This window comes from Pseudarthrobacter arbutini (assembly GCF_054510915.1).
Window position 1 is genome coordinate 1 of record NZ_JBTNDQ010000004.1, and the last position, 14,848, is coordinate 14,848.

A 14,848-nucleotide genomic window follows, 5' to 3' on the forward strand; every position below is an offset into this window, starting at 1 on the left:
TGGCCGTGAAGGAGGCAACGGGCGGTGGTGCCGGGCTGACCGTGATGGTCGAGGTGGTTGAACTTGAGCCTGTGCTGTTGGTGGCGGTCAGGGTGGCGGTGTAGGTTCCAGCGGCGGTGTAGGTATGGGCTGGGTTCTGCGCGGTGGACGTGTCGCCGTCGCCGAAGGCCCAGGACCACGACGTCGGCGAGTCGGTGGAGGTATCGGTGAAGGCCACGTCCAGGGGCGCGGTGCCGGAAGTGGGGGTGGCCGTGAAGGAGGCAACGGGCGNCGTGAAGGAGGCAACGGGCGCCCGGTCGTAAAAGTGCCAGTACCGGCTGGTGGCGTTCACATCGGCGAGCACCAGCAGACCGCTGTTGGCCGTGCCCCGCGCCGCGCTGTTGAGGTTCTGCTTCGTTGACGTCACGTTGTGGACATACTGGTCGGCGTCCACGATACGAGCCGTCTTCGTCGCGGTGGTGAAGTTGATGTTGTCCAGCGGCGAGGACTTCTCGTAGATCGCACCCCCCGAGTTAGAGCAGACACCAGCGTTCGTCGTGCCATTCGGCTTCGGATAGGTGGCGAAGGTTCGCAGTCTCTGCGTGCTCTCATCAATCAGGACGATCACCCGGTTCGGGCACTCCGACACAGTCGCGATCGTGTGCGCTGACCACGTCGTGCCATTCAATGCCAACAGCTGGATCAGCGGCTGCGGAGCCGACGTGAACGACGTCTTGACAGCGGCGAAAACCCGACCGCCCGAGGAGTCCAGCCACTTCAAATTCATGTGGTCGTCACCGCTGGCCGGCCCCGACACCGCCGCCACAGGTTCGCTCCAGTCGGTGTTCGACGCTCCATCGACGTGGGAGCTCCAGTACATGCCGTCGGTGGCGTTACCGACCTGCCGGCTCCACATCAGACCCATCTTGCCGGGTCCGAATGCGATCACGGCCGAGGTGTCGTCCACAGACACGTTACTCAACGACGCAGGATGCGGGAACGGCGTGCCCCATGTTGTGCCGTCCGTGCCAGTCACGTTCAGATAGATCTTGTTCCCCTGCTGCCACGTGGCCCACACCCGACCCGTCGAGTCCTTATCGATGGTCAGGACCTCAACGCGGTAGTTGTTGATGTTTGTAGGACTCTGCGCCAGCAGCGAGTACGTCTTGGTACTCGAGTTGTAGCTGTAGCGCCGCATCGTCGTCGGGAAGTTCGGCTCAGCCGGCACACCGTCGGCGACGAACCGATGGCTCGCCACATACAACGTCGTCCCGTCCCACAACACGTCATGATGAGTGCTCGCCCGCGGGTCCGTCGCCACACCCGTATCGACCCACGAACTCGACGCGGCATTGAACCGGAAGATATGAAAATCCGAGCTGGCAGTGTCCCACAGGTTCCCCCACCAGAGCCCGTCGTTGAACCACAACGCACTCGCCGCCCGCTTCGTACCCGTCGGCGTCCCCGTCCCCGAATGCGACGGACCCTCAACCCCAACATCACCCTCAGCAGCCGACGCCGCAACCGGCACCACCAGAACACCACCCAGCGCAAGCAGCAGCGCTGTCAGCAGTGCAGGGAGCCGCAGACTCCGCGACCCGCGTAGACGAAGACCAGCCGAGCGACCACCTCCCCGCTTTACGCCAAGCCAGGAGGTCCTGCGACCTCTACCACGCCCGCCCATGTGGGGAAATGCATCGTCCAGTAACGTTGCTCCCCGGAGCTGAACGTCGATCCTCCGGGCGAATGCCGTGATGAACGCGAGCAGGGTCCTTCTCATGGTCTCTTTCCGGCGGATAGTGGATTCTTCGGTTGCCGCCGCTGTCACCGGCGACGGGCATCAGGTTCTGTGAAATTCTTCTCTCTTCGATTTTTGTCAGGCGTCGCGGCAGGCGTCTGGTCAGTGTATGCCCGGGTCAGGAGGCCAACCAGCGTGGTGAGGGGCTGCCGTGTACTCGTATTTCTCGCATGCGCTACCCGTCTTTCAGCCCGGACTACGCGGCTTTTACTACGGTGCGGAACGCGTACCTGCGTCTGCGTCCGTGCCCGACCCCGACGTTGGAACGAAGTTCCAGTCGAAAGACCCGTCGTCTCGGAGTGTCATCCGAAGGAACCCGTGGGTGTCGCTGAACCGCTTCACGATGTACGGCGGACGGCTAGTGAAGGGACGGAGATCGATACCTCCCGTGGAAACCTGGAACGCTGTCATCCCGTCACTGACGCACTGGTCAGCGTTGTTCACCGGACATGACCGTTCGTAGTTGTGCTGTGACCCTGACAGGGTCAGACGGACCCGGTGCTTCCACATCACGTCGATCCACGGCTTGTGGTCAGCGGCCCGCTCATGTTCGTTCGTGTTCGACGTGAAGTATGGTTCGTGGTATGCGACTGCCAGGTGCTTACCCGCCGCCTTAGCAGCAGCGAGGTCGTTGTCGAGCCACGTCGTCAACGCCCGAGCCTGCGTGGGGTTGTACCGCCAGTGCGCCGACGACAGGAACGCGAAGTGCCAGTTCCCGAAGTCCTTCGAGTACGGTTCCCCGTTCCCGATGAACCCACGCTGTTGGTTGATCGCAGCCTTCGCCGCAGACCCCGGGCATTGGCCATTCATGAACTTGCCGAGGTCTTCGTTGCGGCCGGGTTGCCAGTCGTGGTTGGGGGCGGACACCCAGTACAACTTGGGCATCGTGCCACCCCACAACGGCGTCCAGTAGTTCACGTAGTCATCGCAGTACGCCGTGTCGTACTGGAAGTCCCCGAGCCCTAGGAACGCGTCAATGTCGTTGTTCTGAACGAGCCGGGTGATCGCCGCACCGTTCCGACCGGACGGGCTATCAGGCGCATAGTTCTTGACGCCGTTCATGTCACCGACAGCAGCGATCCGAACATCAGGCGGCTCCGGAGCGCTGGTGCAACCCGCGACAGAGACCGCCAGAAGGACCGCGGCGGTTGTGGCCACCTTCCGGAAGGATCTGAAACGAGTGAGCGCTGACTTCATCCGATAACCCTCAGATGTGTCGGTACCCGAGGTACTCGGTGACCTCGAGGACGGAGCCGGGCGGTGGAGGCGCGTCCGGGTTCCACGTCCTGCTGGAGATGCCTCCTGTGATGAAGGTGCCCAGATGGTCTCCGTCCAGAAGGAGCGCGCCGTCCGGTGCCAGCACCCGGAGGCCGGTGATGTCCTCACCCTTGCTGCTGACGACGAACGACCCGTCATCCGCGGTGATCTGCAGTTCGTGACCGGCGAGTTCCGGGGTGCTGACGGGGCCGGGTTGGAACGGCACGCGGCTGGTGCGGAGGATGTTCTCTGCGAGCACCCGGAAATCGATAACGAGTGAGGTGAGACCGCCGTCGGCGGCCAAACCCCAGTAACACGGGTAGGTCCCGTCGCCGTACCCGCTCGAGACCATGACCGCGTCCACCACCTCGCCGGCGAGGCCGAACATTGTGCCCGGCGTCTCCATGAGCCGTTCCACGTGCTCTTGAAACATCGCCTCGACGCGCTGGGCCTGACACTTGACCAGCGATCCGACGTCGAGGAGGGCGACGTTTCCGGCATCGACCCCTACTCCGTGCGTACCGTCGGTGAACTCGGCGGGGTGCCAGCTGACCGCCGGCGCCTCGGAGAGCAGCAGCCGTACTGCGACCGTCACGTCCGCCGCCGTGGCGACTTCGACGGCATACGTCCCCGGCATGATCCGCCGCGCCAAGGGGACGAAGTGTGCGTCAACCGAACCCAAGTCCAAGACCGTGAGCACGCCGGAGGCGCAGGTGAGCTTGCCAAGGTGAAGGACCTCGAGCGGCGCCGGTTCGCCAAACATTGCGACCACCCGGCCCGCCGTAAACAATCCCGGTATGTCGAGCTCCAGATGGGCTGGCAGGTCGGGAAGGGCGGCTTCGGGTGTTGCACTCTGCAAGAGTGCCTCGGCCTGTGCCGGATCGATCAACGGTGTGCCGGGCGGGTCGAGGAAGGTCGAGAGATGGGAGATCCGCCAGCCGTCGTCGCCTCGCAGCAGCTGGTACTCGTAGTAGAAGGTGGTGTTCCCTGCCGTTTGGATGACCGAGCGGACCGTCGCCGTGTCCTCGTCGACCTCGACGTCGGTGATCTGCTCGGCGGACGGGTCGTGCGCGGGACTGGAAGACAACGCACCTTCCTGGCCGGAGCGGACTCCCGGGGTGCAATGGGTCGCGACCAGGTCCGCCAACTCGGCGTCCCAGGCTTCGAACACCCCAGGGTCGAAAGCGAACATGCCCGGCGATTTGCCTGACCGCTGCCACCTCGTGTGGAAATCGGCCACGAAGGCCTCGATCCTGCCGCGTACCTCGTCCTGAGTCATGCGGCACATCCTACCGCCCCACGGTGACCCCTCGTCCTAAGCCATGGGGCAGTGTCCTCTCCATGCGGAGTGTTCGTACAGGGGGTTCAGGTTCAGGACGGACTGCACTACCTTTCTCGTATGGCCATGGGCAAGCAAGGGTGCTCTGACCCCCTACAGGAATTTCTACTCAGAAGGAGTGGGATAGGTCATGAATCAACGATCCAAAATATTCTTTGCTCTCGTCGTCCTGTTGCTTGTTGTTGGCGGGGCGGCACTTTTTGTCTTCGACAACACAAAAAGGAGCAGGGCCGCGGAGTACGATCCGCAGATCAACCCGGCCGATTTCACCACCAAAATTACCAATCAATATTTCGCCCTCCCCGTCGGCAAGAAAATGACTTACGAAACGACCGAGCAAGGACGCGTCACCGAGAGGATTGAAATCGAAATCCTGCAGGAGACCAAGACCATAGAGGGCGTTGAGACGGCCATCTACCTGGACAAGGAATACAAGAACGGGCAGCTCGTAGAGGAAACCCGGGATTACCTGGCGCAACACAAGAACGGTGACGTGTGGTACTTCGGCGAGGACGTGAACAACTATTGGTACGGGATGTTGCTGGACCACGCCGGCAGCTTTGTGCACGGAAAAGATGGCGCAAAAGCCGGCATCTGGATGAAGGCCGAGCAGCGCACCGGCGATTCCTATAGGCAGGAATTTTACGTTGGTCATGCAGAAGACATGCGGGACACCGTCGCTACCGGCGAGACCGTCTCCACGAAAACCCGCACCTACACCGACTGCATCAAGGTTTATGACTGGACGCCGCTTGAAAAGAATTCCCGGGAGCATAAATATCACTGCCCCGAGGTCGGTGCGCTCGTCCTGACCGAGGACCTGCAGACCGGAAAACGGTCAGAACTCGTGAATGTTGTCCAGCCCTAGCCTTCCAACAGCAGGTCCTACGCCCGCGGCACCAGGCCCGGCACTCCGTCCTGGATGGCGTAGGAGGCTTTCGTGCTGACGGGGGATCCCGGCGTCGTGACGTAGTCCAGGACCCGGAAGTCGGCGGTGAGTGCGTCCTTGGTGATCGTGGTGTTCACATAGCCGCGGTTGTCGTTGTAGAACTTCAGGTGCGGGTTCCAGGCCATCACGGGATCCACCGTTGAACCGGTGCCGTTGCCGGTGGAGGTGATGGACGTGCAGACGAGTTCGGAGCCGACTACGGGGAAGGCCGGGTCCTTGTAGTCGACCTTGATGTCGTTGGCCCAGTTGCGGTGCACGTCGCCGGTGAGGACCACGGCGTTGCGGACGTTCGCGTCCACCCAGCCCTGGGTGATGCGGCGGCGGGAGGCGGCGTAGCCGTCCCACCCGTCCATGGAGACGTCGTCGATTTCCGGGGCCTGGTTGCGGTCCTTTTCGGCGAAGAATACCTGCTGGCCCAGGATGTCCCAGCGCTGGGTGGAGTTCTTGAAGCCGTCCAGCAGCCACTTCTCCTGCTCGGCGCCGGTGATGGTGCGGTCCTCGGCGAGACGTTCCGCCACGTTCTTCTTCCAGCCGTCCCCGGCGAGCTGGTCGTCCCGGTACTGCCGGGTATCCATCATGTGGAAGTTCGCCAGCTGGCCCCACTGGATGGTGCGGTAGACCTTCATGTCGAACCCGGCCGGCACGGACGAGGGCCGCAGCGGCATGTTCTCGTAGTACGCCTGGAACGCGGCGGTCCGGCGCTGCCGGAAATGCTCGGTGGTGTCGTTGAGCTGGCTGGCGTCCTTGTTCTCCGGGATCTCGTCCGCCCAGTTGTTGTCCACCTCGTGGTCATCCCACACCACCAGCCACGGCGCGATCGCGTGCGCGGCCTGCAGGTCGGCGTCGGACTTGTACTGCGCGTGGCGCTGCCGGTAACCGGCCAGGCTGGACGTCTCGGGACCCTGGTGGTCGCGCGGGTTGCCGCCGCCGATCACGTAGCTGCCCTTCTTGTACTCGTACATGTAGTCACCGAGGTGCAGCACCAGGTCCGGGTGGTCCTGGGCCAGCCGCGAGTAGGCGGTGAAGTAGCCGTGCTCGTACTGCGAGCAGCTGGCAAACGCCATGGCCAGCGCCGCAGGCGTCTCGTGCGGCGCCGGGCTGGTGAGGGTGCGGCCCACAGCGCTGACGTGCCAGCCGGTGCGGAACCGGTAGAAGTACTCGCGACCCGGGCGGAGGCCCTTGAGTTCGACGTGGACGGAGTGGGCGGTTTCGATCCTGGCCTGCTCGACGCCGCGGGCTACTACGGTGCGCATGCCGGCGTCTTCAGCCACTTCCCACGCCACCGCGACGTTGCGGGAAGGCATGCCGCCCAGGCCGTCCTCGGCGATGGGGTCCAGTGCCAGCCGGGTCCAGATCACGAAGCCGTCCGGCCACGGCTCGCCGGAGGCGATACCCAGCAGGAACGGATCGGTGCGGAGACCGGCGTCGTCCGCTGTGGAAGTGGCGACGGCGGCACCCGGCCAGGCGGCGACGAGCCCGGCCCCGAGGCCGGCGGAAAGGAGGGATCTGCGTGAAATGTTGTCCATGTGTTCGACCGTACGGAGGCCGGTTGGACAGGTTGTAAGGGCGGCGTGAATGCGTGGTTAACTGCGTGACAAAAGCTGTCGATTTGGAGCAGTTTCTACTTGCTGGAGTTCAGCGCGTCGAACTGCTCCTGCCAAAGGGCCAACTCCTCATCGACGTATCGCCTGTGGGCAGGAGTCCATTTGGGCCAGATGTCGGACGAGGCCGGGGCTGGTGCGGGCCGCGGTGCCCGGTCTCGAACCGGAGGTGCTGCCCGGGGCGGAGCCGGGTCCGGGACGGGGCGTTGGACCCGGGGTGGGTCCCGTCTGGCGCTGGTAACTTTCTTCTGACTGGGCCGGGGCTTCAGGCCCAAAATCCAGAACGCCAGACTGGACAGGGCCCAGAGAATGCTGGCCAGGACCAGCACGACAAGTAGGAAGGCAATCCAGAGCAGGAGTCCGATGGCTGGGAAGACCAACATGGTCCATTTTAGCGTCCGGACCCTCGATTGGATCAGGTCTCTGCTGTACTTGATTCCGCCAGGATCCGGCAGGTCTGCACCGAAGCAAGTCGGTTGTGGGCAACGTGCAACACGCGTAGTCGACAACACCAACCCTGCGATGCCCCGCATCACGTAGGCCGGGGAAGTAGAGCACCGTGGGCACCAGGCCGGCCTCCTAGGCCGGTGAGGTCTCGCCAGATGGCCGTGGTGCCGAAGGTGACCTGAAGTCCGGTACTCATGCCGAGTCGGTAGCCGGTTTGCAGATGGCCGGAATCAGGGCCGGGATTCTGCGGGTCCTCTATCAACGAGGTGGTAACCCTTACGACGACGCTTCACGCTTCCTGTGTGTTCCCAAAGCTTTGTTCCGGGGGCTGTTCGGAACACGATGCTCCGGCGTTCGAGCGCGAAGTTCACCGAAAGTCCCAGCAGGCCAGGGCATGGACTTCGGTTCCGAATGCAGCGGCAAGGCGCTGTCCTTGTATGAGCGCTTCAATTGATGCTGGCGAAGCCCGCCGACAATTACTTGGGCCCTGTTTTTCTCCGGGCCTGCTCTCACTGATATCCCTTAGTGCCGTCTCGTAGTTGAGAGGTTTCGCCAGTGAAGGACTCCGGCGGCGATGATGAGCGGAACATGGATTGCCGGGAGGTTTCTCGCCAGCCAGTGCGGAAGGTAGATGTCGGTGACGGATCCTGTGCTGTCTCCCAGGTTTCGGGCGACCGCGGTCAGGGGGCAGCGAAATCCGTTGGCCGCAAACACTAACGTTTCCAGTGCCACGACAGTGGCAGCCAGCCCGGCCCGCCGATCCGACTGTCCCCGGATGCCGGCGTACAGGACGTAGAGCATGCAGGCCTCGATGGTGAACCACGCGAGCGTGTGAAAAGCCTTCACTGCTTTGAGTAGCTTGCCGCGTTCCCCCATGCTCGTCATTGCCGTCCGCTGGGCAGTGCGGCGACGTTGTACTCGATCGAGTCGAGGACGAAACGCAGGTAGGAATAGTCTCCGGCGGGGGCATGCCAGATCCCCTCGCCGCGCTCCATGAGCCGGTGCGGACCGAACTGTCGATAGTCACTCAGTGGGGTGGACCACCGCATCCTGGTGAACGACTTTCCGTCCGCCGACGCCGCGCCGCGTCCGTCAGCAGCAAAATCTATCAGCTCACCGTGATCACTGAACGAGAGGACCGCACTGACGGTGTGGCTACCGTTCGTGAAGGATGCACTGACGGTGTGCGGATTGATCTCGCGCCACTGGATCCCTGGACTGACCAGCGCGCCTGGCGCGAACACGCACAGGTCATTGAACAGCGTCACCGTCTCGGCCTCGTCCATTTCCGGGCCTTTGGCGTCGACCACGGTTACGGCTGAGGCGAGTTTCACCCGCATGGTTGCGGACGGCCCGACGAACCGGTGGAACGCCTGGAACGGGATGCCGGCCCGTGAGGCGTCCATGAGGAAGAGGCGTGATGGCCGGTCGTAGAAGTTGCTTTGCCGTCCCGTGAAGGGCATCCAGGGCGCCGACGGTCCGCTACGGATCTGCCCGTGATAGCGGGCAGAGAAGTTCTGAACCTTCGGAAGGCCTATAGCGCCGCTGAGACGAACATAGCGTTGCACTACGGTGGGGAGCCGCGAGAGATCGGTCTCGGTGAGTACCGGGGACTCGACGGCGCGGGCCAGTCCCTGTGAGATGTCGCGGTCGTATTCGGCGCGGAAGCTCCGGGGCCCTTCCGAGAGGTAGCCGTATACGACGCCGACGAGCACGATGACGTTGGCAATCGTCCCGTAGGCGGCGTCGACCCAGGACGCAATGATCACGATCTGGGAGACGACGATGCCCCCGGCGCCGAACACCCACCATCGTCCCGGCAGGGCGAAGATGGAAACCGAGGCGGCCAGGAAAAGTGTCGCCGCCAATAACCAGAGAACACCCAACAGCAAAGGTATCTGCTGCGTCAGTTGCGGAACGTCGCCGAACCCCAAACCCTTGACAGCGCCGAGCAGATGGATGAGCGCGTGCAAGCCGAGGAAGGCCGCGAAGACTATTTTCACGACAGCGGACCTACCCGCACGGGAGGGAAAGTCACGAGCACGCTTGGACTGTGACACGGGCGGCCTCCTAACGTTCACATGAGCGGCTGGCTAAGAAACGTTCAACGGAGACATCAATCCGGCGGTGCGGTCAGCCCCGGCCACGTAGACGAGGGAACGAAGGGCGATAAAGGATGCCGTGCTGTCGCGTGCATCCAACGCGTCAACGCTGATGCTCCGAGCGTACTCCCCCTGTCCAGAGCAGGCCGGGAGTTTCCCGCAATAACAGCGGTCCCCGGGGAGGTGGTCCAGCACATGCGCGTGCTCGAATTGGACGCGGCCCGAGGCAGCGGGCGGGGACGCCGCCGCCGGCGGCCACCTCTACCGTGACCCCGGCGTCCCGGAACTTCTGCACCTCAGCCGGGGCGGCGCCGTCGTCCGTCACCAGGGTCCGCGGCAGCGCGAGCCGGGCCCGCGCGTGGAATGGCCGCAGGCCCAGCTTGGAGGAGTCCGCCAGGACATTTCCTGCATGGTGTTGATGCCCGGCGTCGTCACGGACAACCGGTCAAAACCCCGCAGTTCGTGGGCCAGGGCACCCACGGTGGAGCCGGCGTCGAGCAGGATGTTCTCTCCGGGCCGGATCACGGACGCCGCCCAGCGGGCGATGGCGTGCTTCTGCTCGAACGCCTCGCCGGTGCGCTGCCGCAGCGATGCTTCCGGGTGTGCGCCCAGCGCCATGGCGCCGCCGTACGTGCGGGCCAGCCGGCCCTGCCCGTTCAGGAGCGCCAGGTCGCGACTGGAACAACAGAGGCGGGGCGGTCAGCAGAAATGCTGTCCGCCTCGCCCAGCACGCGGAAGTCGGCGGTGAGGGCGTCCTTGGTGATCTTTGTGTTCACGTACCCGAGGTTGTCCTTTATCTGCGTGACAAGAACTGTCGTTGGGTTTCTAAAGGGTCGGTTTCGATGGGTTTGACCATCGGCGTCTTACAGCGCCTGTTGCTCTGCGAGTTTGGCGAGTTGCCTCGTGACGGTGCCCCACCCGTCATAGAAGCCCATCTCTTCATGCATGTTTCGATCTGCGTTGTTGCGGTGCATCACGTTGGCGACGTATTCGGTACCTTCCGGGTGGTCCGTCAGCGTGATGATCGCGGTCATGAATGGCTCTTCAGCCGGTCGCCAGCCACCGACCAGGGAATTCGTGAAGACGATTCGCTCGAGTTCATCGATTGCGAGAAAGCACCCCCTCATGTGCGGCATGAACTCGCCGTCGTTTTCGCTGATCTGGGTGAGGAATGATCCACCGGGCCGGAGATCCATTTCCAGGACCTTGCAGGCGGCAGGTGCGGGCACCCACCATTGCTCGAAGCTCGCCCTGTCCGTCCAGGCCCCCCAAACGACGGAGCGGGGCGCGCTGATGATTCGCGAAATTGTCAGATCGAGATCCGGGTGTGTGGCTGAGTTCATTGTTCCTGTTCCTTTTCATGGGTGGTGGTGACGAAGTGCTCGAGCCGGTCAGTGCGGCCTTCCCAGATGTCGCGTTGTTCGGACAGCCATGCCTCGACCACGGCGAACGATTTCTTCTCGATGACGCAAGTGCGCACCCGACCCTCCTTGCGCGTCTGGATCCATCCGCTCTCCTCAAGAAAGTGGATGTGCTTCATGAACGAGGGCAACGCCATATCGAAAGGCTTCGCCAGCTCGCTGATGCTTGCAGGGCCTTGACCCAGCCGCCCCAGCACGGCACGGCGAGTGGGGTCGGCCAGCGCCTGGAAGACGCCATTCAGCTGCGGATACTTAGCCATAAGGCAAAGTATCACGGGGGAACACTAAGTGCAATGGCTAAGTGATTCAGGGAATGTGTCGGGCTCGGTTTCGGAAGGCTCAACCACCGGCCGGCGTGCTATTCCACTGCCCGCTGCTATCCCGCAATTTTTCTTCTATGACCTACTACCGCAGCATCAATCCGGCCACCGGCGAAGCCGTTGCCGAATATCCCCGCCAGCGCGGAACAAATCTCCGCGTCGCTGGACTCGGCCCACGCGGCATTGGGCGGCTCCAAGCTGGAGCAGCTCCAAACCAACATCGCCGCGGCCGCGCAGGGCCCGCTGCCGGCGGACGTGGTGGCCGCCTGTGACGCGGTCGCCGCTGGAATCCGCGGGCCCATGCCCAACTACAACCGATAGCCTGACCGCTCCACCAACTGAAGAGGAGTCTGCCATGAGTGCCGCATCGTTTGCCGCAAAAGCCCGAGCCAATGAGCCCGTCGTCGGATACTGGGTGGTCCAGCGCATTGCGGAGGGCTTTACATTTGTCACCGTGGCGTCCGACCTGACGCACCTGGAAATCGCGGCGGCGAACCACCTGTCCACGGCGCGGGGGGAGTAGTCAGTTCACCCCTCCAGCGCTCTCTCACTTCCTGCAAGTGAATTGGGTGACGCTCTCTCAATTTGCGCAGGTAAGCTCCCCACAGAAAGTGAAAGAGGGTGGCCCAAAAACGTGCAGAAAGAGAGAGTGCCTTGGGGGTTCATGACCGGTCGGCCGGCGGCTATCGTTACAGCTCGAGGCGGAACACCCAGAGGAGGACGTCCTCGCCGGGCACGTACCAGTCGCGCTTCGGGACCCTCTGGAAACCCAGGGATTCGTAGAGAGTATGTGCCCGTTCCATGAACGTCGCGCTCGTGATGCTGATTGCCCGGATGTCAAGCATCGCATGTGCGTGTTCTATGACCCGGCGGACTACAACGCGACCAATCCCGCCGCCCTGAAACGCAGGATCAACGGCCAGCATCCGGAACTCGAGCTCATTGTCCACCGCGATCTCGCTGTACGGCTGGCCTGCGAAGGTCAGCGTCACGGCCGCGACAACCGCGCCGGAGGCTTCGGCCACCCACACCTCGGCATGCTCCGCCCGGTGTTCCACGTCCTCAAGCACGCTCATGTACGGGTGATCGGCGGTGAAATGCCCCGCATGGAGGTACGCCTCCCGAGTGATTCTCCGGACCTCTGAGTGATCGGCGGGCGTTGCCTGCCTGAAGACCATGTTCATCGTCCAGCAACTCCTGCTCCAACTGCGCGGGCAACGTACTCCTCCAGCGGAGCCAGAGCCGGCTGCGACGAGGGATCGCCCACAGCATCCGCCCCCACGGCGTTGGCCGCCGCCAGCGCTGTGGAGTAGTCAAGTCCCGCGCCGAGTGCCAGGACCAGGGCCGCACAAAACGCGTCGCCCGCGCCGATGGTGTTCGCCACCGTCACTGAGGATGCGGGAGCCTCTGCCACCCGGCGCCCGTGCTCGAACATCCCCGAGCCGTCCTTCCCGTACGTCACGGCGACAAGCTTCGCGGTTGCCAGGGCAGGAATCAGGGCATACTCGGTCTCGTTGACGATGACCAGGTCGCAGCGCTCGAGCAGCTCCGCCGGCAGGTCCATGGCCGGGGCCGCATTCAGGACAAAGAAACCGGCCGAACGCCGGGCGGCCTCCACCACCACGGGCAGGCCCACCTCCAGCTGGCACAGCACCGTCTCGCCCGGCCCGAACTCCTGGCCCTCCAGGGAGAAGCCGGAGTTGGCACCCGGGCACACCACGATCTGGTTTTCACCGTCGCGGTCCACCACGATCAGCGCCGTGCCCGTCGCGCCGCCGTCGAGCACGGCAACGGCCGAAGTGTCCACGCCGGCGCCTGACAGGGCGTCCAGCATCAGGGTTCCGGAGGCGTCATCGCCGACCGCCCCAACCATCCGGGTCCTCGCGCCCAAGCGCGCGGCTGCTGCCGCCTGGTTGGCTCCCTTGCCGCCGGGCTGCTGGGTCAGGGCGCCGCCGCCGACAGTCTCTCCGGCTACCGGGAGCCTGTCCGTGGTGGCGATGATGTCGAGGTTGATGCTGCCGACGACGGTGACGGCAGGAAGTCGAATGCTCATGGGAAGTCCTATCGGGGGGCAAAGCGGGTGGATTAGGAAATAGTTTACGGCACGGTTGTACTTGTGCGTCATACATGGTTGTATAACAACTCACATCCCAGGGCAGGAACCGCCCTGCAGAACAAAGGAGTTTGATGTGAACACCCCAACCTCAGTCGCCGCTTCGCCGCCAGCCATCGCCGGGGACGAACAGAAACTCGGCGGCCGCCGCGCCGCCATGCTGATCTCCACCCTGCTGCTCGGCGTGCTGTCCTTCCAGCTCAACGCCAGCATGGTCACCCCGGCGCTGCCGCAGATCGCGGCCTCGTTCGGCCAGGGCGCCGAGAGCGCAGCTCCCGTCCAGTCCATGTTCTTCCTCGCCGGGGCCATCGCCGGGCCCGTCATCGGACGCTGGAGCGACTTCATCGGCCGCCGCGCCGCCCTGCTCCTAGTCCTCGGGATTATGGGCGCGGGAACGCTTCTCTGCATCGCTGCCCCAACTTTGCCGCTGCTCATTGCCGGCAGGTTCCTCCAAGGAGTCTCCAGCGCGGTCTTCGCACTGGCCTACATCGTCCTCAGTGAAAACCTGAAGGCCCGCGTTTTCGGCACATCCGTGGGCATCATCGCCGCCATCAACGGAGGAGTGGGCGGCGTGGACGGCTACGTGGGCGGGCTCATGGCCGAGACCCTCGGCTTCCGCTCCATCTTCGTCGTCGTGCTGGTCCTGACCGCCATCGCCGCCGCCTGCATCATCAAGATTGTTCCGGCCGGACGGCCGCGGGGCGTGCGCGGCGCCATGGACTGGTGGGGCGCCGGATCCCTCTCTGTGTTCCTTGTGTTCATCACCTACTTCGTCTCCGGCGGATCCGCCGCGGGCTGGACAGCGCCCAGCACCCTGGCCCTGCTTGCCGGCACCGTCGTATCCTTCGCCGCCTTCTGGATGATCGAAAAGAAGCGCAGCCACCCCCTCATCGCAGTCCACCACCTGCGCTCCCGCCAGGTCTGGCCCGTCATCGCCACTACCGTCCTGACCCTCGCCGGCATCTTCGCCATCATCAACTTCACCGTGGTGCTCCTCAGCCAGGACGCCGGTGCCGGCTTCGGGCTGACCGCATCAGTTTCCGCGCTGCTGTTCCTCACCCCGGCCGCCCTGATCGGCGTCTTCGCCGCGCCCCTCGCCGGCTGGCTCGCCGACCGGCGCGGCTGGATCAAAACCCTCCGGGCCGGAACGGGGCTCAGCCTCGCCTGCGCCATCGCCGCTGCCACGTTCTCCGACAACCAGGTCGCCGTCCTGATCGCCATCGCGGCCCTCGGCATCTTCTACAACGGCTTCTTCCTCACCGCCATCAACGGGCTCTCGGTGCTGCTCTCACCCAAGGAAGCCCCGGCTGCCCTGCCCGGCATCAACGGTGCCTCCTTCGGCATCGGGGCGAGCCTCGGCGTCGTCCTCGTGGCACCCTTCGCCGCCCAGGCCACCGCCGCCGGGTACACCACCGCCCTCTGGATCTCGGTGGCCATCACGGCCGCTGCGTTCATCGTCAGCCTCTTCGTCGCCGCCCCCAAGGGCGAGACGGTCTAACCCCCCTTTACCGAAAGAGAACCA

At 64.0% G+C, this 14,848-nt stretch carries 14 protein-coding genes and 1 pseudogene; 4 read left to right on the plus strand and 11 right to left on the minus strand.

Annotation, left to right across the window (positions count from 1 at the left end; genetic code table 11):
- The 3 genes from ACX80V_RS05650 to ACX80V_RS05660 all read right to left on the minus strand — a co-directional run.
- On the minus strand, positions 1-1,759 hold a 1,759-nt coding region (locus ACX80V_RS05650; protein WP_485842330.1), incomplete at its 3' end, for a PKD domain-containing protein.
- A 228-nt stretch (positions 1,760-1,987) separates the two neighbouring features.
- Positions 1,988-2,839 (minus strand): metallophosphoesterase family protein, encoded by an 852-nt coding sequence (locus ACX80V_RS05655; RefSeq protein ID WP_485842331.1) that lies wholly within the window; start codon positions 2,837-2,839, stop codon positions 1,988-1,990.
- Positions 2,840-2,984: 145 nt separating this feature from the next.
- Complete coding sequence (locus ACX80V_RS05660) at positions 2,985-4,313, minus strand: DUF4241 domain-containing protein (RefSeq protein ID WP_485842332.1); 1,329 nt, start codon at positions 4,311-4,313, stop codon at positions 2,985-2,987.
- A 190-nt stretch (positions 4,314-4,503) separates the two neighbouring features.
- Here ACX80V_RS05660 and ACX80V_RS05665 point away from each other — a divergent pair, with 190 nt between their 5' ends.
- Complete coding sequence (locus ACX80V_RS05665) at positions 4,504-5,241, plus strand: hypothetical protein (protein ID WP_485842333.1); 738 nt, start codon at positions 4,504-4,506, stop codon at positions 5,239-5,241.
- 17 nt (positions 5,242-5,258) lie between these two features.
- Here the strand turns inward: ACX80V_RS05665 and ACX80V_RS05670 are convergent, their stop codons facing one another.
- The 6 genes and pseudogenes from ACX80V_RS05670 to ACX80V_RS05695 form a co-directional block, all read right to left on the minus strand.
- Entirely contained in the window at positions 5,259-6,848 is a 1,590-nt protein-coding gene (locus ACX80V_RS05670; protein ID WP_485842334.1) for an alkaline phosphatase D family protein, read from the minus strand.
- A 1,044-nt stretch (positions 6,849-7,892) separates the two neighbouring features.
- The gene (locus tag ACX80V_RS05675; protein ID WP_485842335.1) at positions 7,893-8,246 is read right to left on the minus strand and encodes a hypothetical protein; all 354 of its coding nucleotides are present in this window, start codon (positions 8,244-8,246) and stop codon (positions 7,893-7,895) included.
- Positions 8,247-8,251: 5 nt separating this feature from the next.
- The gene (locus tag ACX80V_RS05680; protein WP_485842336.1) at positions 8,252-9,373 is read right to left on the minus strand and encodes a DUF6544 family protein; all 1,122 of its coding nucleotides are present in this window, start codon (positions 9,371-9,373) and stop codon (positions 8,252-8,254) included.
- 349 nt (positions 9,374-9,722) lie between these two features.
- Positions 9,723-10,147: pseudogene (locus ACX80V_RS05685) on the minus strand (DeoR/GlpR family DNA-binding transcription regulator); the annotation flags it as partial.
- 188 nt (positions 10,148-10,335) lie between these two features.
- Positions 10,336-10,815 carry an SRPBCC family protein gene (locus tag ACX80V_RS05690; RefSeq protein ID WP_485842337.1) on the minus strand — a complete coding sequence of 160 codons (480 nt, stop codon included), beginning with the start codon at positions 10,813-10,815 and terminating at the stop codon, positions 10,336-10,338.
- Positions 10,812-11,153, minus strand: coding sequence for an ArsR/SmtB family transcription factor (locus tag ACX80V_RS05695; RefSeq protein WP_485842338.1), 342 nt, complete (start codon positions 11,151-11,153; stop codon positions 10,812-10,814). Before ACX80V_RS05695 ends, ACX80V_RS05690 begins: the two co-directional genes overlap by 4 nt.
- A gap of 180 nt (positions 11,154-11,333) precedes the next feature.
- Between ACX80V_RS05695 and ACX80V_RS05700 the strand changes: the two genes are divergently transcribed.
- The gene (locus ACX80V_RS05700) at positions 11,334-11,534 is read left to right on the plus strand and encodes a hypothetical protein (RefSeq protein ID WP_485842339.1); all 201 of its coding nucleotides are present in this window, start codon (positions 11,334-11,336) and stop codon (positions 11,532-11,534) included.
- Between the two features lie 34 nt (positions 11,535-11,568).
- Complete coding sequence (locus tag ACX80V_RS05705; RefSeq protein ID WP_485842340.1) at positions 11,569-11,736, plus strand: hypothetical protein; 168 nt, start codon at positions 11,569-11,571, stop codon at positions 11,734-11,736.
- Positions 11,737-11,902: 166 nt separating this feature from the next.
- On the opposite strand, the gene ACX80V_RS05710 is transcribed toward ACX80V_RS05705, so the two are convergent.
- A complete protein-coding gene (locus ACX80V_RS05710; RefSeq protein ID WP_485842341.1) occupies positions 11,903-12,397 on the minus strand; it encodes a GNAT family N-acetyltransferase in 495 nt (164 codons plus the stop codon).
- Positions 12,394-13,266 (minus strand): ribokinase, encoded by an 873-nt coding sequence (locus tag ACX80V_RS05715; RefSeq protein WP_485842342.1) that lies wholly within the window; start codon positions 13,264-13,266, stop codon positions 12,394-12,396. Before ACX80V_RS05715 ends, ACX80V_RS05710 begins: the two co-directional genes overlap by 4 nt.
- Before the next feature lie 136 nt (positions 13,267-13,402).
- On the opposite strand from ACX80V_RS05715, the gene ACX80V_RS05720 reads away from it, so the two are divergent.
- Positions 13,403-14,824 (plus strand): MFS transporter, encoded by a 1,422-nt coding sequence (locus ACX80V_RS05720; RefSeq protein ID WP_485842343.1) that lies wholly within the window; start codon positions 13,403-13,405, stop codon positions 14,822-14,824.
- Positions 14,825-14,848: the final 24 nt, after the last annotated feature.

What these genes read in the sequence shown, in the direction of transcription:
- ACX80V_RS05670 (WP_485842334.1), bottom strand. Translation starts at nt 6,848, where the DNA reads ATGGACAACATTTCACGCAGATCCCTCCTTTCCGCCGGCCTCGGGGCC.
- ACX80V_RS05710 (WP_485842341.1), bottom strand. Translation starts at nt 12,397, where the DNA reads ATGAACATGGTCTTCAGGCAGGCAACGCCCGCCGATCACTCAGAGGTC.
- ACX80V_RS05675 (WP_485842335.1), bottom strand. Translation starts at nt 8,246, where the DNA reads ATGGGGGAACGCGGCAAGCTACTCAAAGCAGTGAAGGCTTTTCACACG.
- ACX80V_RS05705 (WP_485842340.1), top strand. Translation starts at nt 11,569, where the DNA reads ATGAGTGCCGCATCGTTTGCCGCAAAAGCCCGAGCCAATGAGCCCGTC.
- ACX80V_RS05655 (WP_485842331.1), bottom strand. Translation starts at nt 2,839, where the DNA reads ATGAACGGCGTCAAGAACTATGCGCCTGATAGCCCGTCCGGTCGGAAC.
- ACX80V_RS05690 (WP_485842337.1), bottom strand. Translation starts at nt 10,815, where the DNA reads ATGAACTCAGCCACACACCCGGATCTCGATCTGACAATTTCGCGAATC.
- ACX80V_RS05660 (WP_485842332.1), bottom strand. Translation starts at nt 4,313, where the DNA reads ATGACTCAGGACGAGGTACGCGGCAGGATCGAGGCCTTCGTGGCCGAT.
- ACX80V_RS05715 (WP_485842342.1), bottom strand. Translation starts at nt 13,266, where the DNA reads ATGAGCATTCGACTTCCTGCCGTCACCGTCGTCGGCAGCATCAACCTC.
- ACX80V_RS05695 (WP_485842338.1), bottom strand. Translation starts at nt 11,153, where the DNA reads ATGGCTAAGTATCCGCAGCTGAATGGCGTCTTCCAGGCGCTGGCCGAC.
- ACX80V_RS05665 (WP_485842333.1), top strand. Translation starts at nt 4,504, where the DNA reads ATGAATCAACGATCCAAAATATTCTTTGCTCTCGTCGTCCTGTTGCTT.